The sequence below is a fragment of the Streptomyces sp. DSM 116795 genome, from assembly GCF_055792905.1.
Window position 1 is genome coordinate 1,379,456 of the sequence record NZ_CM147707.1, and the last position, 22,322, is coordinate 1,401,777.

Annotated in this window: 23 protein-coding genes and 2 pseudogenes; 12 read left to right on the forward strand and 13 right to left on the reverse strand. The window is 71.5% G+C overall.

The window, feature by feature from the left end; genetic code table 11:
* Positions 1-105: 105 nt before the first annotated feature.
* The 5 genes from ACSMXX_RS05850 to ACSMXX_RS05870 all read right to left on the reverse strand — a co-directional run bounded on the left by ACSMXX_RS05850 (position 106) and on the right by ACSMXX_RS05870 (position 4,401).
* Positions 106-609 (reverse strand): hypothetical protein, encoded by a 504-nt coding sequence (locus ACSMXX_RS05850; protein WP_473184655.1) that lies wholly within the window; start codon positions 607-609, stop codon positions 106-108.
* A gap of 53 nt (positions 610-662) precedes the next feature.
* Positions 663-2,084 (reverse strand): molybdopterin-dependent oxidoreductase, encoded by a 1,422-nt coding sequence (locus ACSMXX_RS05855; protein ID WP_473182973.1) that lies wholly within the window; start codon positions 2,082-2,084, stop codon positions 663-665.
* A 277-nt stretch (positions 2,085-2,361) separates the two neighbouring features.
* Positions 2,362-3,264, reverse strand: a complete 903-nt coding sequence (locus ACSMXX_RS05860; RefSeq protein WP_473182974.1) for a S1 family peptidase — start codon at positions 3,262-3,264, stop codon at positions 2,362-2,364.
* Between the two features lie 490 nt (positions 3,265-3,754).
* Positions 3,755-4,030 (reverse strand): hypothetical protein, encoded by a 276-nt coding sequence (locus ACSMXX_RS05865; protein ID WP_473182975.1) that lies wholly within the window; start codon positions 4,028-4,030, stop codon positions 3,755-3,757.
* A gap of 62 nt (positions 4,031-4,092) precedes the next feature.
* Positions 4,093-4,401 carry a hypothetical protein gene (locus ACSMXX_RS05870; RefSeq protein ID WP_473182976.1) on the reverse strand — a complete coding sequence of 103 codons (309 nt, stop codon included), beginning with the start codon at positions 4,399-4,401 and terminating at the stop codon, positions 4,093-4,095.
* Between the two features lie 304 nt (positions 4,402-4,705).
* On the opposite strand from ACSMXX_RS05870, the gene ACSMXX_RS05875 reads away from it, so the two are divergent.
* Both ACSMXX_RS05875 and ACSMXX_RS05880 read left to right on the forward strand, forming a co-directional pair.
* Positions 4,706-5,509, forward strand: coding sequence for a lantibiotic immunity ABC transporter MutE/EpiE family permease subunit (locus tag ACSMXX_RS05875; protein WP_473182977.1), 804 nt, complete (start codon positions 4,706-4,708; stop codon positions 5,507-5,509).
* Between the two features lies 1 nt (position 5,510).
* Positions 5,511-6,260, forward strand: a complete 750-nt coding sequence (locus ACSMXX_RS05880; RefSeq protein ID WP_473182978.1) for an ABC transporter ATP-binding protein — start codon at positions 5,511-5,513, stop codon at positions 6,258-6,260.
* Positions 6,261-6,420: 160 nt separating this feature from the next.
* Here the strand turns inward: ACSMXX_RS05880 and ACSMXX_RS05885 are convergent, their stop codons facing one another.
* From ACSMXX_RS05885 to ACSMXX_RS05915, 7 genes are all read right to left on the reverse strand, one after another.
* Positions 6,421-7,413, reverse strand: coding sequence for a helix-turn-helix domain-containing protein (locus ACSMXX_RS05885; RefSeq protein WP_473182979.1), 993 nt, complete (start codon positions 7,411-7,413; stop codon positions 6,421-6,423).
* A gap of 97 nt (positions 7,414-7,510) precedes the next feature.
* Positions 7,511-8,008, reverse strand: a complete 498-nt coding sequence (locus tag ACSMXX_RS05890; RefSeq protein ID WP_473182980.1) for a DUF2511 domain-containing protein — start codon at positions 8,006-8,008, stop codon at positions 7,511-7,513.
* Positions 8,005-8,907 carry an ATP-binding cassette domain-containing protein gene (locus ACSMXX_RS05895; RefSeq protein ID WP_473182981.1) on the reverse strand — a complete coding sequence of 301 codons (903 nt, stop codon included), beginning with the start codon at positions 8,905-8,907 and terminating at the stop codon, positions 8,005-8,007. Before ACSMXX_RS05895 ends, ACSMXX_RS05890 begins: the two co-directional genes overlap by 4 nt.
* A complete protein-coding gene (locus ACSMXX_RS05900; protein ID WP_473182982.1) occupies positions 8,904-9,695 on the reverse strand; it encodes a hypothetical protein in 792 nt (263 codons plus the stop codon). The genes ACSMXX_RS05895 and ACSMXX_RS05900 overlap by 4 nt, the downstream gene beginning before the upstream one ends.
* The gene (locus tag ACSMXX_RS05905) at positions 9,692-10,378 is read right to left on the reverse strand and encodes a hypothetical protein (protein ID WP_473182983.1); all 687 of its coding nucleotides are present in this window, start codon (positions 10,376-10,378) and stop codon (positions 9,692-9,694) included. Before ACSMXX_RS05905 ends, ACSMXX_RS05900 begins: the two co-directional genes overlap by 4 nt.
* 214 nt (positions 10,379-10,592) lie before the next feature.
* A complete protein-coding gene (locus ACSMXX_RS05910) occupies positions 10,593-11,540 on the reverse strand; it encodes a hypothetical protein (RefSeq protein WP_473182984.1) in 948 nt (315 codons plus the stop codon).
* Positions 11,537-12,094 carry an RNA polymerase sigma factor gene (locus ACSMXX_RS05915; RefSeq protein ID WP_473182985.1) on the reverse strand — a complete coding sequence of 186 codons (558 nt, stop codon included), beginning with the start codon at positions 12,092-12,094 and terminating at the stop codon, positions 11,537-11,539. Before ACSMXX_RS05915 ends, ACSMXX_RS05910 begins: the two co-directional genes overlap by 4 nt.
* A gap of 229 nt (positions 12,095-12,323) precedes the next feature.
* Between ACSMXX_RS05915 and ACSMXX_RS05920 the strand changes: the two genes are divergently transcribed.
* The 7 genes and pseudogenes from ACSMXX_RS05920 to ACSMXX_RS05950 all read left to right on the forward strand — a co-directional run bounded on the left by ACSMXX_RS05920 (position 12,324) and on the right by ACSMXX_RS05950 (position 20,336).
* Positions 12,324-12,494 (forward strand): gallidermin/nisin family lantibiotic, encoded by a 171-nt coding sequence (locus ACSMXX_RS05920; protein WP_473182986.1) that lies wholly within the window; start codon positions 12,324-12,326, stop codon positions 12,492-12,494.
* Positions 12,495-12,811: 317 nt separating this feature from the next.
* Positions 12,812-14,710, forward strand: a pseudogene (locus ACSMXX_RS05925) (lantibiotic dehydratase family protein); the annotation flags it as partial.
* 126 nt (positions 14,711-14,836) lie between these two features.
* Positions 14,837-15,831: pseudogene (locus tag ACSMXX_RS05930) on the forward strand (thiopeptide-type bacteriocin biosynthesis protein).
* Positions 15,828-17,183 (forward strand): lanthionine synthetase C family protein, encoded by a 1,356-nt coding sequence (locus ACSMXX_RS05935; protein ID WP_473182987.1) that lies wholly within the window; start codon positions 15,828-15,830, stop codon positions 17,181-17,183. Before ACSMXX_RS05930 ends, ACSMXX_RS05935 begins: the two are co-directional and overlap by 4 nt.
* Before the next feature lie 26 nt (positions 17,184-17,209).
* Entirely contained in the window at positions 17,210-18,160 is a 951-nt protein-coding gene (locus ACSMXX_RS05940; RefSeq protein ID WP_473182988.1) for an ABC transporter ATP-binding protein, read from the forward strand.
* The gene (locus tag ACSMXX_RS05945; RefSeq protein ID WP_473182989.1) at positions 18,157-18,957 is read left to right on the forward strand and encodes an ABC transporter permease; all 801 of its coding nucleotides are present in this window, start codon (positions 18,157-18,159) and stop codon (positions 18,955-18,957) included. The genes ACSMXX_RS05940 and ACSMXX_RS05945 overlap by 4 nt, the downstream gene beginning before the upstream one ends.
* Positions 18,954-20,336 (forward strand): DUF6895 family protein, encoded by a 1,383-nt coding sequence (locus ACSMXX_RS05950; protein WP_473182990.1) that lies wholly within the window; start codon positions 18,954-18,956, stop codon positions 20,334-20,336. The genes ACSMXX_RS05945 and ACSMXX_RS05950 overlap by 4 nt, the downstream gene beginning before the upstream one ends.
* A gap of 31 nt (positions 20,337-20,367) precedes the next feature.
* Here ACSMXX_RS05950 and ACSMXX_RS05955 read toward each other — a convergent pair whose 3' ends face one another.
* On the reverse strand, positions 20,368-20,775 hold the full coding sequence (locus ACSMXX_RS05955; protein WP_473182991.1) for an ATP-binding protein: 408 nt from the start codon (positions 20,773-20,775) through the stop codon (positions 20,368-20,370).
* Between the two features lie 220 nt (positions 20,776-20,995).
* Here ACSMXX_RS05955 and ACSMXX_RS05960 point away from each other — a divergent pair, with 220 nt between their 5' ends.
* From ACSMXX_RS05960 to ACSMXX_RS05970, 3 genes are read left to right on the forward strand one after another with little or no spacing between them, the layout of a single operon-like run.
* A complete protein-coding gene (locus ACSMXX_RS05960; RefSeq protein WP_473182992.1) occupies positions 20,996-21,820 on the forward strand; it encodes a helix-turn-helix domain-containing protein in 825 nt (274 codons plus the stop codon).
* Positions 21,817-22,023 (forward strand): DUF397 domain-containing protein, encoded by a 207-nt coding sequence (locus tag ACSMXX_RS05965; RefSeq protein ID WP_473182993.1) that lies wholly within the window; start codon positions 21,817-21,819, stop codon positions 22,021-22,023. Before ACSMXX_RS05960 ends, ACSMXX_RS05965 begins: the two co-directional genes overlap by 4 nt.
* A 23-nt stretch (positions 22,024-22,046) precedes the next feature.
* Positions 22,047-22,268 carry a glycine zipper domain-containing protein gene (locus ACSMXX_RS05970; protein WP_473182994.1) on the forward strand — a complete coding sequence of 74 codons (222 nt, stop codon included), beginning with the start codon at positions 22,047-22,049 and terminating at the stop codon, positions 22,266-22,268.
* Positions 22,269-22,322: the final 54 nt, after the last annotated feature.

Sequence of the window (22,322 nt, forward strand, 5' to 3'; positions counted from 1 at the left end):
GTCGTTTCGCGCAACTGCTCGATCGGCCCCCACCGCACATCAGTGGACGCCGCACCCGACCGGGCCGGCCGTCCGCTGTCAGGACGAAACGGCCCACGTGGTGTCTCAGCCGCCGCCCTCGCGCGGCGGACGCTTCCGTCCACGCCGTCCACGCCACGCACGCACCGCCAGGCAGAGGGCGGAGACGGCGAAGAGCGCCGCGGTGACCAGCAGCCACCGGCCCATGAAGACGCCCGGCTCCAGGCCGGTGTACGAGGCGTAGTGGCCGACCCGGTCGAAGATGAGCGGATACCAGACGAGAAGCAGCACGAGTGAGACGAAGGCGGGCACACGTACGTAGTTGATCTGCTCCCGCCAGGCGGCCGCGTCGCTCGTACGGCTCCTGAGGGGGAGGCGGGCGCCGGCGGTCCGCAGCGCGCGGTCGGCCGCCGAGTACAGCGGCACCAGGACCAGGTCGTGCACCACGGCCCCACCCACGAACCACAGGACGACGCCGAGGGTGTCCCCGTCCAGCAGCCGGACGCCCGCGTACCCGGTCAGCGCGAACGAACAGAGCACCAGCAGCAGATGCAGCGGCGAGGCACCGTACCGCGCCCGGAAGCCGCCCAGGCCCAGGCCCTTGGCACTGCCACCTCCACTGCCACTGCCTCTGCCCCTGCCAGTCACGGCCGCGTCCCGAAGGTCAGGTCCGTGACCCATTTCGTGTTGTTCACGCCCGGGTTGGCGGGGACGATGACCCGCGCGGGATAGCCGTGGTCCGGCGACAGATCGGCGCCGTTGACCCGGAGAGCGAGCAGCGACCGCTGGTCGCGGACCTGGTTGTCGCGCAGCCCCGCCGAGCGGAACGAGCCGCTGCGCTGCGCCGATTCGACGAAGACGCCCGGAGGATCGTCCTCCCGGAATCCGGCCAGCGCCGCCAGCATCGACAGCCGTACACCGCTCCACTGCTGGTCCTCGGTCGACCATCCCTCCACGCAGGCGATCGGGAGCGCGGCGGTGTGCTGTGGCATCTCCAGCAGCTCCTGCCGTGTGAGGACCTTCTTCCGTCCGTCCGGACCACGCACCGTCAGCCGCCACTCTCCGCCGATGTCCGCGGCACGGATGCCCCGTGCCTCGGCGGTCTTGTTGATCTGGAAGCCGTTGGGCCCCGGGCCCGGGTCGGTGTGACGCGGCGCCAGCACGGCCGTCTCCCGCAGCGATCCGCCGATGCTCTGACCCGCCGTCACCACGAACAGCACGGCCGAGCCGGCACCCACCATGCCCAGGGCGCCGCGCCGCGACATCGTGGCCGGTGCCGGATCGGGGGTGACCAGGCCCGTCTCGTCGGCCGGTTCGGGCTCGGTGCGCCGGGCCGGGGTACGCAGCTCGCGGCGCAGATCACGGCTGCGCAGCGCACGGACCATGAGGGGGACGCGGAAGGCGATGTGCACGACGAAGGCGCCGATGAAGACCCATGCGCCGTAGAAGTGGAGGGTGTAGAAGGAGCCCGGGAAGATGTAGTCCAGCTGCACATCCAGCAGACCGGTCGCGAACTCGAAGATCGCGCCGCCCACGAGCAGCAGCAGCGACAGCCGCTCCAGCGCATGGCCGAGCGAGCGCACCGGCGGCCAGGAGAACAGCTTCGGCACGACCGACCACAGCTTCGCCAGCAGCACCGGCACCAGCACCACCCCGAGCGTGACGTGCACTCCCTGGTTGAGGCGGTACAGCCACGGCGGATCGGTCGGCCAGGGGAAGAGGTAGAAGCCGAGCAGGTCTGCCTCGGGCGTCTTGTCGTTGGGCGGTCCCAGGCCGGGGTTGTAGGCGGCGTACGAGAGCAGCCCCGTCACGAACAGCACGGTGACACCGACGAGCAGGATCAGCCCGAACACCGAGGTCAGCCACGGGCCGCGCAGCGGGCTGCGCCAGAACCCCGGCCGTGTGGGACCGGGCGGCGGTCCCGCGTCGCGGGCACCGTCCCGGATACGGGCGAACTTCCCGCCTCCGCGCCGCTGTTCGGGCGCGCGGCGTGCGCCATGACCGGTCCCCCCGGACTCACCCTGTCCCGGGGGGCGTGAGTCCCCCTGGTGCTCCTTGGCCTGCATCCCATCCTCCGCGGTGCGCGACGCCCGTGCGGCCCGTCGGCACCGACGCTATGCCGCGGGGCGGACCACGGCCCGGAGGACGGCGGCCGCGTCACCGGACTGTTCGATCCACCGGGATGTCCGCGGTACGCCGCCGCCCGGCGGGCGGGGATGCCCCTTCCGCCACCTCGGCGCATGCCCCGCACACACAGCAGCCGGCCTGCGCACCCCCGCTGGGGCGCACAGGCCGGCAGTCACCTCACACAGGGAGGGCGTCCCTGCCGTACTGACGGTGGGTTCAGATGATGCTCACGCCGTAGGCGCCCAGCGCCTCGGGCACGGGCTGGTAGAACGTCACGCCGCCGGAGGAGCAGTTGCCGCTGCCGCCGGAGGTCAGACCGAGAGCGGTCTCGCCGGAGAAGAGCGCGCCGCCGCTGTCGCCGGGCTCGGCGCAGACGTCGGTCTGGATCATGCCTTCGACGATGCCGTCGGGGCCGTAGTCGACGGTGGCGTTGAGCCCCGTCACGCTGCCGCCGTGCAGACCGGTCGTGCTGCCGCTGCGCTGCACGGACTGCCCGACGGAGGCGTCACCGGCACCGGTGATCTCCTGGAACGAGCCGTTGTAGAGGGAGACACGTCCGTCAGCGGCACCCGGGTCGGAGTGCTGGATGAGGCCGTAGTCGTTGCCGGGGAAGCTGCTGCCGACCGTCGTGCCGATCGACCAGGAGCTGCCGATGTTGGTGCAGTGGCCGGCCGTCAGGGCGAACTTGTTGCCGGAGCCGTCCTGCACGTTGAAGCCGAGCGAGCAGCGCGCGCCACCCGTGGTGATGGCCTCGCCGCCGGCTATGTACTTGCTGAACTTGCCCTCGGTGCGGTTGATTTCGAGGGCGCCGGCGTTGCGGCCGGCCTCCTTCTTGATCTTCGCCAGGTCGGCCTTGGAGACCGTGCTGTCGACGGTGACGACGACCTTGTCGGTCTTCTTGTCCGTGTACCAGGCGGCGCCGCCGACGTGCGCGCTGCGCAGCGCGTCGGACGCGTCGCTCAGCGCCGCGGCGCTGAACTCCGTGGGCGTGGGCTCGGCCGCCGAGGCGCCGCTCGCCGGGAGGGCGATCGCGGCCGCGGTGGCGAGACCGGACGTTACTGCTATGAGGCGCACGCGTCTCGCAATGGTGCGATGGGGGGTGGTTCGCGTGATTCTCACTGAATTTCCTCCAGTTTGGAGAACGGGGGCCCTTGGGGTGGTGGGCCCGTTGGGCGCAGCCGGAGACCCACGGCGGGCATGTTGCCCGCCGTGTCCCTGACAAGCGCTGGGGGGAATATTTGCCCAGGCCCCCGGTCCACGCAAGATGCTGCTTCAAAGTTGAAAAAGTGAAAGATACTCGGCGGGACGAAATGTCACTTTGATCCACCCCATAACGGGAGAAGCGGACGCCCGCGAACTGTGTGCTCCAACCAACCACTGGGGTCGGCCGCGCCCGGTAGACAACCGCGGAGGCGCCGGGCCCAACCGCCGCCGGGCGCCTCTCAGTTGGCGGGGTCGCGCGAGCCGCGGGACGCGCGGCGGGCCGCCGGGGCGTGATGGGTGATCACCGACGGCCGGGCCCGCCACTCGGGGCCGCCGCGATGAGAATTGCGCAACTGCGCCGCTGCACCCGTCTGTTCAGGTGCACGGAAATGCGGAACGAACGAGCTCATTCACCTGGGTGACGCTTTTCGATCCGGGCCTGCTCGACGAGGTCGGAATAGGAATCGGCATCCTCGAGATCCGACTCGTGAAGAAGCATCGCGGACCACGGAATGGGGCACGGCGGCGCGTGGTCGGGATCCGGGCAGAGCAGCCTCGTGATCTGCTCCTTGACCTGCTCGGCCTGCTGCTCGGTGGCGTAGACGCCCAGCCGGACTTCCCACACACTCGGCTCTTCAGGCAAGGTCCACACCCCGTTCTCGGTGTACTCGGGATTTCTCAATCAGGAAGAAAGGGAGGCGAGTTCCGGTTTCCCGCTCGCCTCCCCTCGCATCGCTTCGGACGCTACCAGACGCGCTTTGCGTCGCAGTGCCGCTTGTAGTGGCCCGACGGCACGGGAACGTTGGCCTTGGCTGCCTTGATCGCCTTGTCCTTGGTGTTGCCCGAGCCGTCGGCCCGGTCGTAACCGACGACGTTGTTGTCGCTGATACGGACGATCTGGCACTGCACCGTGGCGTGCCACGTGCGCTGGATCTCGGCGCTGTGCGCCGGAGCCTGCGGCGCGCTGCCGGCGGCGGAGGCCGAGGGGGCCACGAGCCCTCCGAGCGCGAGGGCCATGACTCCGGGGACGAGCACGCGGCGGAGCGTCTTCATGATTTTCCTCCCTGACGGTGGTGAAGCCGGGCCATGCCGGCCCGGCGGCGCCCGACGACCTTCGCACCGTCGTGCGACGGAATGTCCCTTTGGCAGGTAATCCGGCAGTCCGGTGGCAGATGTCCGCCACCCGGCGACGATCTCTGTCAGTCGGCTGCCGCCCCTCCCCCGTGATGACGGCGACGGGCCTGATCTCCGGGGTCCCTGACGTCACCGGGATGCGCCGCTCCACGGAACCGTGAACCGAAGCTCCCGCCGCCGCTACGTACAGGGGGTAACAGACAGGCGGCCCGTAGGAGAGCACATGGCGCACGAAACGGCTATCCCCATCCGGCCGGGGCAGCGGGACAACCCCTCACTGGCGACGGTCACGGGCACCGAGCTGGCCCGCAACAAGAGGGGCTTCATCTTCTGGTATCACCTGCTGGCGCCCGTGATCATCACCATTCCGCTCTTCCTCGGCTCACTCGGCTCCTCCGAGGCCCGCGCGGGTCAGACCTTCGAGGTGTTCCGCAACGTGACCCTGGAGTTCTGGGGCGTCCTGGTGCCGATGACGGCCGGCCTCGCGGCGGCCCTGACCGTCCGCGCTGATCACGACCCGTGGCGGCTGCTGCTGTCGTACGGAGTGCCACGCGGCCGCTACTTCGTCGGCAAGGTGGCCGCTCTCGGCGTCCTCGGCTTCGTCTCCTCGACCGTGCTCCTGGTAATGCTCGCCCTGGGAGCGGTGATCAGCGGGCACTTCCCCGAGGGGTTGGGGACGGTGGCCGCGGCCGTCTATCTCCCGTGGCTGGTCGGGCTGTCCATGACGGCGCTGGCAGTGCTCGTCGCGGTGATGTGGGGCATGGGCCCCAGCATCGGAGTCGGCGTCGCGGGCCTGCTGTGCGGTGCGCTCGTCTCGGACAAGGTCTTCTGGTTCGCCGTTCCCTTCGCCTGGCCCATGCGTGTGGTGCTGCCGCTCGCCGGCATCGGGCCCAACGGGGTGCCGCTGCCAGAGGACAGCCCTGTCACCGACATGTCGGCCATTCCGCTGGCGCTGGGTCTCACCGTGGGGCTCACCGCCGTGCTGCTGTTCATCGGCCGCATGCACATGAGCCGTAAGGAGATCTGACATGTCCAGTGGAACGACACCCGGCGCACAGGCGGCGACGCCACCCGCGGTCACGATCCGCGGGCTGCACAAGCACTACGGGACGCACCGCGCCCTCGACGGTGTGGACCTCACAGTCGAAGAGGGCGAAGTGTGCGGCCTCCTCGGTCCGAACGGCGCCGGGAAGACGACCCTCATGAAGGCGCTGCTGGGGCTGCAGCGCCCGACCTCGGGCAGCATCGAGATCTTCGGCAGACCTGTGGGCCGGGAGTCGCTCGCCGACGTCGGTGCTCTGATCGAGGTTCCGGGGCTGTGGCCGACGCTGACCGCGGACGAGACGCTAAAGGTGCACGCCAAGCTGCGCTGCGTGCCGATGGAGTGGATCGAACCGGCCCTGCGTCTGGTCAAGATGACCGACGCACGCGGCCGGCGGGTCGGGGCGTACTCGCTCGGCATGCGCTGGCGTCTGGGGATCGCCATCGCGCTGCTCGCCAGGCCCCGGCTGATCATCCTGGACGAGCCGACCAACGGTCTCGACCCCGTCGGCATCCGGGAGATGCGCGGAATCATCCGCTCGCTCGCCGGTGAGGGCGTGGCGGTGCTCATCGCCAGTCACCAGCTCGGCGAGGTGGCCCAGGTCTGCGACAGGGTGCAGGTGCTGACAGCCGGCCGCACCCAGTACGAGGGGTCGCTGGATGGCCTGGCCGTCGACGGCGACGTGGAGGCCGGCTTCTTCCGTCTTCTGGAGACCGCCGATGCAGGCATCCGCTGACGGTGCGACGAGCACTGCCGGTGGCTCCGAGACCGGGACCGGGACTGGTCACGGGGCCACCGGCGGGCTTCGCCGAGTTGTCATCTGTACGGATCGTGGTCGTCGGTACGGCAGGGCGCGCCGCGGAATGCGGGCGGACGGCGCGGAGTCCGTACCGGCGTCAGCAGGCCGTCCGGCGGTCGCGCTGCTGAGGCAGGTGCGCCGGCCGCGGCTGATTCAGGCTCAGCACGGAGGCAAGCGGAATGAGCTCTGCGCGGCTGCGCACACCGAGGTCGTCGTAGAGCTTGCGGATGCGCCGGTACATGGTCCGCTCGGAGCAGTAGTAGCGGCGCGCGATCTCCGAGACGGTCATGGACGAACACAGGAGCCGCATAAGGCCCGTGTCGGTCTCGTGGGCGTCGGCCCGCGCGAGCTCGCCGTCGCCGGCGGGCGCGTGTTCTTCGGACCCCGGTCCGGATGCGGGAGCGGAGACGTGACCGTGCTGCCCGTTGCCGGAGAGCGGCGCTGTCCCGGCTGGTGGTGCGGTCCCGGCTCGTGGTGCGGCCCCGGCTCGTAAGGTCTGCCGTCCTGTCGTGGCGCCCGGCTGGGATGTCCGTGCCTCTCCCGGGATGCCGCGGGACGGGCCGGGGCGGCCACCGTGCCGCGGGAGTGAATCCGGGCGACCATGCTCTTCATGGCGACGGACGTGGAGAGCACCCTGGTCCGCGGGTGCCTCGGGGAAGGGATCAGACCCGGTCTCGGAGGGAGCGGCCGTGCTGTGCGAACGGAGCTGGGCGAAGAGCATGTCGACCTGGCTCTCGCCGGGGATGGCCATGTTGAAGACGAAGTCCGCTCCCGAACGGATGGCGTAGTAAGTCCGCATTCCCGATACGTCGTTGGTGACGGCGACAAGCAGGGTCATCGGATGCCGCACCCTCACCGCGCGCAGTCCTTCGGCCTGGAACTCGCTTGTCACGGGAATGAGAACCGGCAGGTCGAGCGGCTCTCCGGGCGCGGTCAGATCCGCGTCGTCGACGAAGTCGACACGGCCGAGGCCCGAACGGATCGTGTGGAGCTGGGAGTTCGGTGAGTTGAAGTGGGCCTTGAGTCCGGAGTGGACCAGGACATGGAGTTCGCCTGTGTTCGAAGGCCGTCTCTGCTCGTGCTGATACATCGCGTTGTCCCCCGTCGTTCGTCCCCGTGGTGGTGCGTGTCCGGCGGCGCGTTCTGGCCAACACGCCGCTGCGGACCTGTGAGCAGTCCGGTGCCGGTCACCGCGCAAGCCGGCAGAGCTTCATGGTTCTGCTGCGCAGAGAGCCGAGGCTCACCTTTTCACCGTCGTCACCGCTCGCACGTACGGGCTCGATGTCGCGGTAACCGGCTTGCCGGGCACGCTCGTTGAGCGCGTACGTGGTGCCGTCGGGCACCGTGAAGACCGCCTGGCCGCCCTCGCGGCACTCGGCGGTGCCCCGGTCGGTCTTCAGCGGCCATGTGTAGCCGAGGTTCTTCTCACTCATCTCCTGCTTCGTCGAGGTCGGGCTGGGCAGCGGCTCGGGATCGGTCGTCTCCGGCTGGGACCGGCCGCCGCCACCACAGGCGGACGCCCCGAGCAGCATGAGCCCCGTCAGGACCGAGGCCGCCGCGACCACGAGGGGACGGCGGCCGCGTACGCCACGGGCGGTGGCTGCGGTGTCGGTGGCTGCGGTGTCGATGGAGGTGGTGGCTGCGGTGAAGTCAGGGCGGTTGAAGGTCACTTGTCGCTGCCTCACTGTTCGATCGGGCTGGTGGCTTTGGCCGTGCCGACTGCACCGAGGAGCGCCGCATAGCCGTCCTCCAGCGACGGCTCGACCGGCCGGGCGCCGACGGGTGGAGCGGAGGTGACGATCCGGTACTCGGATCCCTCCGCGGTGGTCACCGCGCTCACCACCTCGGCCCCGGGCGGCGGCCCCGCCCCGGGCCCCGCGGCCTGGAGCACGAAGGTGCAGCCGGCGGCCTCGCTGACGAGCGCCGTGGTGGCGTCGTGGAAGACCAGACGCCCCGAGGAGAGGACCGCGACCGCGGGGCAGGTCTGGGCGACGTCGTCGAGGATGTGCGTCGAAAGCAGTACGGTGCGGCCGCGGCCGAGCCCGGCGAGCAGCGACCGGAAGCGCATGCGCTCATGCGGGTCGAGGCCGGTGGTGGGCTCGTCCACGATCAGCAGCGATGGGTCTCCCATCAAGGCCTGTGCGATGCCGACCCGCCGCTTCATGCCGCCGGAGAATCCCGAGAGGCGCTCCCCCGCGCGCTCCGCCAGCCCCACCTCGTTGATCCGCTCCTCCGCCTGCCGGCGGCGTTCGCGCTTGTCGTGGATGCCCTTGAGCACCCCGATGTAGTCGAGGAACTCACGGGCCGTCAGGTCCGGATAGAGGGAGAGCTCCTGCGGGAGATATCCCAGGGCTCCCTTGACAGCGGTGAGCCCGGCGGTGGTCGACAGATCGTGACCGCCCACGGTCACCTGGCCGGAAGTGGGGCGCAGCACGCCAGTGAGGATGCGCAACAGGGTCGTCTTTCCGGCGCCGTTGGCGCCCAGCAGTCCGACCGTGCCGCTCTCGATGTGGAGGTCGACCGCGTCGAGAGCGCGCCGGCCGCCGGGGTAGATCTTCGTCAACTGCTCAGTGGTGATGTTCATTTGGCTCCGTCTCGACGGCGGGCGATGAGATGACCCAGGGCGTGGCAGACCGCGGCCGCGGCCAGGACGAGCAGGACGTTCGCCAGTGCGGTCGCGTCGGTCGCTTCGGGACGCAGCACACCGCCGCCCTCCCTCGTCGCCCATACCTCCGGTGCGTGCGCCCAGGCGACCAGGGAGTGGCCCCCGAGCGGGGACAGGACCGTGCCTGTCGCCGTGGGCAGTGGTGAGAATCCGGGCGGGAAGTGGCAGGCCCACAGCCACACCACGACGGTGACGGCCCGCGCGGCGGCGACCGGCATCACCGCGCCCAGCAGCCCGGCGAAGGCGGTGACGAACAGTGTCGCCGGAAGCACGACCGCCACCAGGGCGACCACCGCCGAGGTCAGCGGCGCCGCGGAACCCGCCGCGCCCGCGAGCACGGCGGCCGCCAGCAGGAAGAGCACGGCGACCGGAGCGAGTGCGGTCACCAGCGGACCCGCGAGGGCCCCGGCCGTCCGGGTCAGGGGCCGCGCGGGTGTGGCCGTCAGCAGCTCCTGCATTCCGCGCGCTTCGAAGCCCCGGCGCAGCCGGTCGGCCAGGGCGAGGCCAACGCCGAGCGTGCAGAGGGTGTTGACGAGGACCGCGCCGGCACCGGCTCTCGCTGCCGGGTCGCTGTGCCCGGTGACCACGGGCGACGTGGCCGCCAGCAGCAGACTCAGCAGGGCGAGGGGCAGCACGGCCCCCCATACGACCTTGCGGCGGGCCGCCATCAGCGCCTCGTACCGCAACGTCCACAGCAGTGTGTTCATCGTTCCTCCCCGTTCGGCGATTGCGGCCCGGAGACGTCGCGGCCGAGCCGGATGCCGCCTCCCTGCCGGCGCCCGTACATGCCCGGCGCACGTCCCGCCCCTCCCCCGCCGAGCGACCGCAGGGCCAGCGCCGTCAGCACGGAGCCGGCCAGCAGAGCCGGCACCCCCTGCCCCGCTCCCGCCGGAACGACCCTGTCGATCAGCAGCAGCTTGGCCAGAACCGCGGCCACGACCAGCCCTGTGGCGGGCCCGGCCGATCCCGACCGCACCGTCGCCCATACGGCCAGCCCGCTCAACAGCACGGTCAGCCCTGCCAGTTCGACCAGCGTGGCGCCCACGTCGACGGGGTGGGCGCCCGCGGTCGCCACCAGCGTCACCAGCAGCAGCGCCAGACCGGCCGTGACGGCGGCCGGCCAGGCGAGGCGGCGCGCGACGGTCCGCGGGTAGGGGGTCGGCAGCGACAGATGAAGCTCCAGCAGCCGCTCCCGCGCGACCACCGCAGCGCAGGCCAGCGCCGTCGCGGCGGGCAGCGCGCCCGTCAGCAGCGAACGCCCCAGAATCGTCTGGCCTTCGGGCCCGGCGAGCGCCGCGAAACCGGCCGCGAGCGCCGCGAGCAGCGGCAGCACGAATGCCTGCCTGCCGCAGCGGCGCGCTTCGTGCCGCCACACCGTCGCAGTCGTCATCTCGCAGCTCCTCCCGTTCATCCCCCTCCCCCGTCCCGTCGGGACCGGAGGCGCACCGCCGCTCAGGGCCGGCCACGGGGGAGACCGGCGGGTGAGCAGCGGTGCGCCATGTACGTAGCGCCCCGGAGCCGGATGGTTCACGCCTGATTGCGGCCGTTTCGCACCGCGGGCGCCCTTCTCTCCGTACGGTCTGCGACGCGGCTCCGCGCTCGGGCTACCGCGGGGCACCGGACGCGCCGTAGGACCGCATGGCTCCGGCGGCCCAGCCGAGCAGGGCGAACGCCAGCAGCAGCGTCCAGGGCGACGTCGACAGCATCACGTTCAGCAGCGCGTCCACCGGTGTGGCGAACAGGCCCTCGGGACCTCCCACGACGCCGAGCAGCCACACCGCCCCGCCCGCGGAGGCTCCGAGCGCGGGTGCGACGCGGACGGCGAGGGCGAGCGCCAGGGAGGCGGCCAGCAGTGCCTCACCGAGCCAGCTCGTCACCACGCCCCACCAGCCTGGCCCGTCGACGAACGCCGAACAGGCAACCGCCATGGCGACGTCGGCGACGAGCACCACCGTGAGCCTCGAAAGGAACACGGCGGCGGGCGGCACCGGCAGGGTGAACAGCAGCTCCCGGCGCGGGTCCCTGCGGGGTGAGGCCACCGTCAGGGCACCTAGGATCACCAGCAGCACCACCGCGGCACCGAAGAGCCGCACGCCGAATCCGTCCTGTACGCGCGCCGAGGCCGCCACTGCCGCGCCCACGAAGCCGGCGGCGCTCAGCGGCGCCCACATCCGGGGCATCAGAACGGCCTGGCGCAGCGTCAACTGCCATGCCGTACGCCAGGACCTGGCCGGGTCGTGCGGGGGCCGTGCGGGGACGGCTCCACGGGCGCCGGCCTGCTGCGGCACCGGTGCCGCGCTCCGCCCGTACGGCACTCCAGCGGCCGCCCCGGCCTCGCCGGCGGCGAGCGCAGGGCCGAGCAGAACGTCGAACGACGGCGGGGACACGGCCTGTTCGGCCTCTTCCGCCCGGACTGCCGAGCCGATGTTCTGCCACACTGCCATCCGCGTACGGCAGTCGAGGCAGCCGTCCAGGTGCTCCTTGCGGCTCCCGGCGTCCGGCACCGACCGTGCCACCTGCGCCAGGACGTCGTCCGTGAGGTGTTCCGTCATGGTCGTCCCGATCCTTCCAGGCGCGTGGCGGCGAGCACGCTGCCCAGCCGCCTTCGCGCGTGGGACATCCGGCTCTTGACGGTGCCCACAGGGATGGCGAGCACCGTGGCGACTTCCGTGTAGGCCAGCTCGTCCACCAGCACCAGGGCGAGGACTTCGCGCAGGTGCCCGGGAAGAGCACGTACCGCCGCGAGTAACTCCGTGCGCTCGGCCTCCCTCATGATCTGCTCCTCGACGCCCGGCGAAGGGTCCGGCACTTCGTGAGCCTCCGACAGGTCCGCCAACTGGGGGCGGGACTTGCGGAGTTGGTTGTGCGCCTGCCTCCGGGCCACGCCCAAGAGCCATCCGCGTACGGAGGAATCGCCGCGGAACCCCTCCGCGGAGCGCCAGACGGCCAGCCAGGTCTCCTGGAGGATCTCCTCGGCGACTCCCTGGTCCGAGGTGAGCCTGCGGATGAGGCGGAGCGCGGCGGCGGCATGCCGCTCGTAGAGGGCACGCAGAGCCGCCTGGTCGCCGTCGGCGACGGCGTTGAGCAGAGCTTCGTCCGAACACACAGCATGTACGTATCAGGGAAGCGGCGTCCGGTTCACGCATCACAGGGAGGAATCCCCGATTCAGGCCGGAAATGATCGCCAGGCACCGCACTTCTCCCGTTTCTGCCATCGAACTGCCAGAGCTGCCAAGGCAGTCGGAATCCGTTGATCCGCCGTGAACCCCATGATTCGGTGAATCTCGGGATCGCGACCCGAGCACATTCATTTCGGTCCAACGGGAGGAATCGGCATGGGAAACATCGCCCTTGCTCAGACGCACAACGACGCGGACCTCTTCGATCTCGACCTGGAGATCGGCGTGGAGAAGTCCGTCGCAGGCCCGGCCATCACGAGCATCTCGTACTGCACCCCGGGCTGCACCAGCGAAGGCGGCGGCTCCGGCTGCAGCCACTGCTGCTGACCTGATTCACCGTGGGGCCGGGCGGGCGCCCGCCCGGCCCCACGGGCTGATCCCGGGCACACGAACGCCGGAACAAGCGGACGAGCGGACGAATAGGGGGAATCGTGCGGGAGCCGTCACAGAAGAGACCGTTCGAGGCGAAGGATGTCTTCCTGCACCGGGCACCGCTGGCGCCGGGTGCCCCGGGGCTCCCTCTCCCCTCCGGCGACGGAAGCGGACCGGGTGACCTGTCGGCCTGCGCGGAACTGCTCGCCTCCGTCGCGGGGAACGAGGTGCTGAGCGAAGCGCTGGACCTGGCCTCACCGAGCCTCAGCGCGATGGTCCGCCGCGTCACCGAGCGCGGCGCCTCCGCGGCCAAGGCGGGGCAGCTCCGCCGCGCCGCGCTCGCCGTGCTGCGCTACGACATCCGGATGCGGACGCGTCCCACACCCTTCGGTCTCTTCGCCGGCGTCGCCACCGGCCAGTTCGACTCCGCTGCGAAGGCTGAGCGGGGGACGGTGCACCGTACCCGCACGCACGCCGACATGCAGTGGCTCACCAGGATCGTGCACCGGCTGGAATCCGACCTCGCGGTGCTCTCCACGCTCGGCGTCCAGGCGCACCAGGCGCTGGTGCACCGTGGCGAAAGGCTGGTCCTCACCTCTCCCTCCACCCAGGGCGTGCGCCCCGGCGACAGCGGAGAGGGACGCGCCGCGGTGTCCGTACGCATGACACCCGTGGTCGCGCGGGCCGTCGCCGAGTCCGCCGCACCGCTGCCCTACGAAGAGCTGGTCGTGCGCACCGCCGCGGCCTTCCCGGGAGCCCCCGCCGAACGCGTACGGGGCCTGCTCGCCGAGCTGGTGCGGCAGGAGATCCTCATCACCGGGCTGCGGCCCCCGCTCGACGGCGGCGACCCGCTGAGCCATGTGCTGGAACTGCTCGCCGGGGTGGAGGCCCCTTCGGAGGAGGCCCGGGGGATCCACGCGGCGCTCCTGGCGGTCGACAAGGAGCGCCGCGCCTATGACGAACGCGCCGTCGGCGAGGGCCGTGAACAGCTGGGCCGGCTGCTGTCAGCGGCGCGTGCCGTCGAGCCCGACGACACTCCGGTGCACATCGACACCCGTCTCGACACCGGGCTCCACCTGCCGTACGAGGTGCGCGACGTGGTGGAGGAGGCCACCGGTGTGATGTGGCGCCTCTCCCGCGCCAAGCTCGGCCTGTTCGCGCTGCGCGACTACCACCGCCGCTTCCTGGACGCCTACGGGGCGGACCGGCTCGTCCCCGTCCTGGAGCTCCTCGACGAGGCGACGGGGCTCGGCGCCCCCTCCGGTTACGGCTGGCCGAACAGCGAGGCGGCGCCCGTCACCCCCGACGACCCGCGCACCGCCCGACGAGACCGTGCCATGGCGAGGCTGGCCGCCGCCGCACACCGGCACGGCCGCCGTGAGGTCGTGCTCGGCGACACGGACCTCGAAGAGCTGTGCCACGACACCGCGGACCCGGCGGACCTGCCCAACTCCTGCGAGGTCACGGTCCAGGTCGCGGCGCCCTCCGTCGAGGCGCTGGACGAGGGCGAGTTCCGGGTCTTCCTCTCGCCCTCGCCGGGTTCGCACAGGGCGGGGTCCACCTTCGCCCGCTTCGCCGACCAACACCCCGGATGGCAGCAGGAGTTCGCTGATCTGCACCGGGACAATCCCGTACACGTGCAGGACGCGCTGCCCGTCGACCTGGCGTTCATGCCGCGCTCCGGGCGCGCCGCCAACCTCGCCCACACCTCCCCGGCGACCGGCCGCCGCATCAGCGTCGGGCTCCCCGACGCCGCCGGCACGGAAGAGCTGCGCCTGGACGACATCGGCGTCGGCGCCACGCTGGACCGGCTGACGGCCGTGCACATGCCCACCGGCCGCGAGATCGTGCCGGTGCTCGGCAACATGGTCAGCGCCCCCGCCCAGGCACCCAACGCGGTGCGGCTGCTGTGGGAGATCGGCCTCGAGGGACAGCGTCTGTGGGAGCCGTGGAACTGGGGCGCGCTGGCCGACGCACCGTTCGTGCCCCGCGTACGGTACGGACGCTTCGTGCTGGCCTGCGCGGTCTGGCGGCTGGACGTGCTGCGCGACCGGGCCGGAAAGCTGCCGGACAAGCCGCGCGGGCAGGACGGCGAGGCACGCGTCGCCAGCTGGGACGCCGCCGTCGCGCAGTGGCGGAACGAGTGGGACGTACCGCGGCACGTCCTCGCCGTCACCGCCGACCAGCGGCTGCTGCTCGACCTGGATCTGGCCTGGCACCGTGAGCTCCTGCTCGACCAGGTCCTCCGGCACCCGGATCTCATCGCACAGGAGGTCCCCGGCGAGTACGAGAACTGGATGGAGAGCCCGCTCGCGGGCCATGCCTTCGAACTCGTCGTGCCGCTGGTCCGCCGGGAGACCGGCCGCGCACGCCGCCGCCCGTACGCGGGACACCGCCAGCCCGCGCGCACGGTGCACGGTCTCGGCGGAGAGTGGCTCTATCTGAAACTGCACGGCTCGGCCCGTACGCAGGACGACCTGCTGCGCGACCACATTCCCGAACTGGCCCGCGTGGCGGGCGAGTCGGGCGCCGACAACTGGTTCTTCATCCGCTACACCGACGAAGGCGGCCACCACTTACGGCTGCGGCTGCACGGTGCCCATCCGGAGCGGCTGTGGGGCGGGGTCGCACCCGCTGCGGGTGAGCTGCTCCGGCGTGGCAGCGGGAGGGTCTGCTGCGCAGCCACACCCTCGCCCAGTACGACCCGGAGACCGAACGCTACGGCGGCCCCACCGCGCAGCAACTCGCGGAGCAGGTCTTCCGGTACGACAGCGAGGCCGCGATCGAACTGCTGCGCCTGGCCAAGGACCCGTCGAACGAGTACGGGACCGACGACCTGGCGGTGGTCTCCTGCGCCGCGCTCGCCCACGCCTTCGGTGCCCCGGCCCCAGGGAACCCGCTGGTCACCGAGGACTTCGGCGACGACGGCGCCGCGGCGTGGCTGTCCATGACCGGCTCCCGCCGTGCTCTGCCGTCCGCCTTCCGCGCCCGCTCGGCCCGCTGGCGCCGGCTCGTCGATCCGTACGGCGGCTGGCCCGCCTTCTCCCGTGAGACGGCAGGCGCCCGCGCCCTCGACGCGCTGCGTCCGCGGGACGAGGCGGTACGCCGGCTCGCCGGGTTCGTGAGGGACTCCGGGTCCGCAAGTACCCCCGAGGGGCGGGTCGTCGGAAGTCTGCTGCACATGGTCTGCAACCGCCTGTTCGGGGGTGAGAGCGCCCGCGAGATGACGGTGCTCGGCATCGCCCGGGGCGCCGTACAGGACCAACTCAACCGCCGGAGGCACCAGTCATGAACGACACGCTCGTACGCGGCTCGGAAGCCGTCTCCCTCGTCGCGGAGCGGCTCTCCGACCCAGGCCGTGTCGCCTCCGTCGCCTCCCGCGACGACAATCGCGACCCGGTCTACGACGCCGTGATGTGGGGACCGCTGACGCTGGCCAACGGCCTGCCCGGCACCGCGCTCCTCTACGGCGAGCTCGCCCGCACCGACGACTCGTGGCGCCAGGTCGCCCACCGGCACCTCGCGGCTGCGGGCCGCGCGATGAACTCCGCGCCCAGCCGCGGGCTCTTCTCCGGCCCGGCCGCTCTGCTCGCCGCCGCCCAGACCTGCGCCGGCCCGGAGGGGCACTACGGTTCGCTGCGCCGGAAGCTGGCCGAGTGGGTCGCCGCCGACCAGACGGAACGGCTGCGCGTGTTCGACTCCCGCGCCCGCGCCGGTGGCACGGGTGTCGACTGGGCGGCGTACGACCTCATCAACGGGCTTTCGGGCACGGCGCGGCTGCTCCTGGATTCGGCGGCCGACCCGGCCGAGAGCGGGCCCGACGTCGAGGCAGCTCTGACCGCTTCGCTCCGCCACCTCGTGCGCGTCACCGAGCCCGTCCGGGTCGGCGGGCACGAGGTGCCCGGCTGGTGGGTCTCCGCCGAGCTGCAGATCAGCGAACGCGACCGCGAGGCCTATCCGCGCGGGGACTTCAACCTGGGCATGGCGCACGGCATCGCCGGCCCGCTCGCCGTTCTCTGCTCCGCCTGCGAGGCAGGCCGGGAAGTGCCGGGAACGCGCGAGGCCGTCGGCCGCGTCGCCGACTGGCTGACCGGCTGGATGCTCCACGACGAGGCGGGCCCCTACTGGCCCGCCCGCGCCGGATGGGACGACGAACTGGCGCCGGAGCGCCCGCGCGAGCTGTTCACACGCACGGCCTGGTGCTACGGGACACCGGGAGTGGCCGCGGCCCTGTTCCGCGCCGGGAAGGTCATGGGCCGCGAGGACTGGTGCACCGCTGCACTCGACGCATTGCGCGCGGCTCTGCGGCGGGACGAGTCCCTGTGGGCCATCGAGGGGGCCACGGTCTGCCATGGATACGCCGGGCTGCTGCGCGTGCTGACGCGGGTGACCGAGGAGGCCGGCGACCCCGAACTGCTCGCCGGCTGCGGGCGCCTGACGGACAAGGTGCTCGCCTGCGCCGACGAGGAGGCCCCGTTCGGCTTCCGTCACCTCATGCGCTTCCCCGCCGCCGCCCGCTCGCCGGTCCCGCACCGCGCGGTCGACACGGCGGGAATGCTCGAAGGCGCCGCCGGTGTCGCGCTGTCGCTGCTTCCGCCCGTCAGCGGTCCGCTGCCGTGGGACCGCACGCTGGGCCTGGCGTGACCCGGCCGGCGAAGAAGGGAACGCCCATGCCCCAGCCCCCTGCTTTCGAGATCAGCGGTCTCGTCGTCCGCTACGGCAAGGTGACCGCCGTGGACGGTGTGTCGGTCGGCTCGCCGCCGGGCCGCATCACCGCGCTGCTGGGCCCCAACGGGGCGGGCAAGTCCAGCATGCTGGGCGTGCTGTCGACGGCCGCGCGGCCCGACGAAGGCACCGTGCGGATCTTCGGCCACGATGTGCGGAAGGCCCCCATGGCCGCACGCCGCCGCATCGGGCTGGTCTTCCAGGAACGCACCCTGGACAAGGAACTCTCCATCGAGCGCAACCTATGGTTCCACGCCCGCCTGTTCGGCATGAAGCGCGACGACGCACGTGCACGTACGCGGCTGATGCTGGACCTGTTCGAGCTGTCGGACCGCCACCGCCAGCCCGTCGAGGAACTCTCCGGCGGGCTCGCACGCCGCGTGGAGATCGCCCGCGCGCTGCTGCACCGTCCCGGGCTCCTCATTCTCGACGAACCGACCAACGGCCTGGATCCCACCGCACGCGCCGCCGTATGGGCGGATCTGCTGCGGCTGCGCGACGAACTCGGCGTCACCGTCCTGTACTCGACGCACTACATGGACGAGGCGGAGTACGCGGACGAGATCGTCATCCTGCAACGGGGCCGCGTCGTACGGCAGGGCAGCATCGGCCGGCTCAAGAGCAGCCTCGACTCGTCGCGCGTCGTGGTGACGTGCGCCGACGAGGAGGCGGCCGCCCGCCAGTTGCGCGCGGCGGGCTTCGAGCCGCTGACGGAGGCGGGCGGCGTCGCGGTGCACTGCGCCGACCCGGAGACCCGTATCGCCGAGGTGGTCAGAGCCCTGGACGTTCCCGGGCTGACGGTCTCCGTGCGCCACCCGTCCATGAACGACGTCTATCTGGCCGCGGCGGCCGCCGGCAGGGCGCCGCAGGAGCGGGAGAGCGTGATGCCCTCATGACCGCGACAGTGACTGCCGTCCCTCCCCCCGCCGAGGCCGACGGCCGGCTGAGGGTGGCGCTGCGCGCCGTGGGCGTCATCGCCCACCGGGACCTGCTGCGTCAGGTCAAGAAGCTGGGCGTGCTGTGCAGCCAGGCCGTGCAGATCCTCTTCTTCGTGCTCGTCTACGCGGTCGGCTTCGACGGAATGGTCGGCTCGGTCGGCTCGACGTCGTTCAGCGCCTATGTCTTCCCCGGGATCATCGCCATCCAGGTGGTCTCGATCGGCATCGCCTCGGGGCAGAGCTACGCATGGGACCGCGAGTACGGCGTGCTGCGGGAGCTCCTCGTGGCCCCCGTGCCGCGGATCTGCCTGCCGCTGGGCAAGGTGCTCGCCGGGGCGGGGATGGTGACCCTGCAGAGCATCGTGATGCTCGCCTTCTCCCCGCTGATGGGGGTTTCCCTGACGGCACCGCGCTTCATAGCCGCCGTCGGCTGCTATGCGCTGGCCGCCACCGTCTTCAGCGTCATCGGGCTCTGCCTGGCCACGCTCATCAAGCGCGTGCAGACGCTGCAGGCGACCGTGCAGATGGCGATGTTCCCGATGCTGTTCCTCTCGGGATCCGTCTTCAACACGGAGGCCGCTCCTGACTGGCTGGCCTGGATCATGCACGTCAACCCCATGACGTACGCGGTGGACCTGGCCCGCCAGACCTTGCTGGGCGGAGGCGGCATGCTGCCCTGGTGGGCGGATCTGTGCGCACTGGCCGCGATCCTCGCGGCGGTCCTGACGCTGCTGCGGGTCCGGAGCGGCCGGTGAGCGTCGCCGACCGGGCTCCCGGCTGGCCCGTTCTCCCCGCGCACGCCACGACGGACGGCGACGGCACTCGGCGGACGGGACAGAGGGAGCCGGCGGAGCAGCCGGAACAGTCAGAGCTCACGGAGGGCGAGGCGGCGGGCCTGGTGCTGGAAGGCGCGCTCCGGTGGACCGAGGCGAACCTGGAGTGGTTCGCCCCGCAGCGCTGGGAGGAGTATCTGCCTCCCCGCCCGTTCCGGCCGGGTCCGCTCCTCGAACTCCTCGGCCTGATACGCGTACTCGACCGCTCGGGCATCCTGCTCAGGGACGCGCCGCTGCCGAGCCGCGCACTCGACCTCGCCGAACGGGCCGCCCGCACCGGGGAGTTCGAGCGGGGGCTGCGCCGCGGTGACGGGCTCTTCCCGTACCACCTCAACCTCGTCGGGCTGCTGGAGGTGCTCGGGCGCCCGCAGCCCGCGCTGCGCGAGCGGTGCGAGGCGCTGCTCGCGGCGGACGCGGGCGGCCACACCCGGCCGTACAAGCCGGTGCTGAACAGGATCGAGCTGCGCTACTTCATCGACCGCGGCGGCTTCACCGCCCCCGCGTCGCTGCCCGGCATCGGCACGCTCCACCGGCAGAGCATCGCCGCACTGGAGCCGGACGTCCTCCGGCTGACCGACGACGAGGTCTACGCGCTCACCCATGTCCTCTTCTACGTCACGGACTTCGGCCGCAGCGGCGAACACCTGGGCGGGGAAGGGCAATCGGCGGTGCTGCGCGAAGCCGTACGGGTGCTGCTCGGTGTGCAACTGGCCAAGGGCAGCCTCGATCTCCTCGCCGAACTCCTGCTGTGCGGCGCCGCCTTGGACAGCGCGAACGGGACCGGGGACGGTGCCGGGAACGGCCCTCTGATACGCGCCGGCTGGCAGGCACTGGCCGCCGCGGCCCGTCCGGACGGTGCGGTGCCCAGCCCGGTGCACCGTCCCGAGGTGCTGGCCGGTCTGAGCGGAGACAAGGCGGCGGCATACCTATTCGGCACCTGCTACCACACCACCCTGGCGGCGGCGCTCGCCGCGGGCGCCCGGCGGAGGGCACCCGCGCGTTCCCGGGCTGACGGAGCTGGGCCGGAACAGCAGCCCGCCGCACCGCAGTTCGTCCCGCTGCCCCGCGCCGAGCCACAGGAGATCCGCCGCTGGGCGCGGGATGCCCGCACGGCGTCCCGCGCCGCCGCCGAACGCGCCGCGTGGCGGGCCCAGCTCGGCCCGCTGCTCGTACTCGCAGTACAGGCGCGCGACGAGGACGTCCTGGAGGATCTGCTGCGTACGGCCGAACTGCTCGGGCACGGCGACGACTCGACGGCACGCTCCGCCGCCACACTGCTCGCGGCCTGGCGGGTCCGCTGAGGCGCCGGTCCCTGATTCGCGTGCCGCTGCTTCACGGCACCCGCACCTCGGCCCACACCGTCTTGCCGGGGTGCGTGGGCCCTGCGGTGGTGACGGCCCAGCGCTCCGCGAGCTGCGAGACGAGCAGCAGCCCGCGACCGCTTTCCGCGTCCGGACCGGTCACTCTGCACGTGGGGCGCAACTCGCCACGTGTGTCCGTCACTTCGATACGCAGCACACCGGGCGCCGTCGTCAGGGCGAGCCGGAAGTCGCGCCCGGGGACGTGCCCGTGCCGTACGGCGTTGGCGGCGAGCTCACCGGCGATGAGGGTCATGGTCTCGTTGATCTCCGAGCCGTACGGATGGCCCCAGTCGTCCAGCCGCCGTGCGACCAGCCGCCGCGCGAGACGGGCTCCACGCGGGGTCGAGGTGAAGCGCATGGCGAACCTGGGAGCGGTCACGGTGACGGACTGTGCAAGCTGAGGCTCAACCTCCGTGCGGACGGCGGGACTTGTTTCCTGCATTTCCTCGGACATGCCTCCGAGCGTGTCCGCCCGCACCTACTGTGACCAGCAGATCACGGGGTACGGAGACCGGCTGTACCGGTGCCGCGCGCGCACTGACCGGTCTGACCGTCGTTACCCGCCGTGAGGGACCACGAGGCGGTGCGGAGGTACGGACATGACGACCCAGGGAGCGGACGGGGAGGGCTCGGGCGCCTTCCTCAAGTGCTTCGGCAGACAGCTCAAACTCCTGCGGGAGCGGGCCGAGTTGACCCAGTCGGAGCTGGGCTCGCGCATCGGATACGGCGCGGACCACGTCGCCTCCGTGGAGCGGGGACGCCGCATCCCGAAGCCGGAGATGATCGACGCGGCGGACCGCGTACTGGAGGCGGGCGGCCTCCTCAGCGCGATGAAGGAGGAGGTCGCGCGGGCACGGTACCCGGCGTTCTTCCGCGACGCGGCGCGGTTGGAAGCGGAGGCGGTCGAACTGCACGCGTACGACACTCACGTGCTCAACGGGCTGTTGCAGACGGAGGATTATGCGAGGGCAGTCCTCGCTATGCGCCGCCCACTGCTGGACGAGGAGACGGTCGAGGAGCGAGTAACGGCCCGGATGGCACGCCAGGAGCTCTTCAATCAGCGCCCGGCGATCACAGTCAGCTTCGCCATCGAGGAGCCTGTGCTGCGGCGGCCCATCGGTGGAGTCGCGGTGCTCCGGGGCCAGTTGGAGCACTTGCTCCTCATCGGCCAGAAGCGCAATGTGGAGATCCAGATCATGCCGTGCGACCGACAGGACCACGCCGGTCTGGACGGTCCGTTCAAACTGCTCAGCCCGAAGGGCGGCGAACAGGTGGCGTACATGGAAGCCCAGGGGCGCAGCACAACAGTTACGGCAAGAGACGAAGTGCGCGCCATCGCCGCCCGGCATGGGATTATCCGTGCGCAGGCACTCACACCACGTGAGTCGCTGGCCTTCATCGAGAAGTCCTTGGGAGAACTGTGAGCGCCGAAGCCACAACCACCGCCCCCCAACTGACCTGGGTCAAGAGCAGCTACAGCGGCAGCGAAGGTGGCGACTGCGTCGAGGTCGCCGCCTGCCCCCGAACCGTCCACGTGCGGGACTCGAAGGAAGAAGCCAGAGGGCCCGTGCTCTCCTTCGGAGTCGATGAGTGGACGGCGTTCCTGGAGCACGCCTCGCGGATCTGACCACCGCACCGCACAATGGCCGGATGGCTGAGGGCAACGAGGAGAGCACTCCGAGCGCGAGCGGGAGTGGCAACAAGACCGGGATCGGCATCGCAATCGGCATGGCGATCGGGTCGGTCTTCGGACTGGTCGTGTTCGACAACATCGCCCTCGGCATCGGGGTGGGCATTCCGTTCGGCATCGCGATCGGCATGATGGGGCAGTCCCGCCGCAAGACGGGCGAACCCCCCGCGGACGACGCCTGACCGATCCCTCGCCGCATAGAGCGGCTAACAGAATGGAGTGGGCCTGTGGGGATT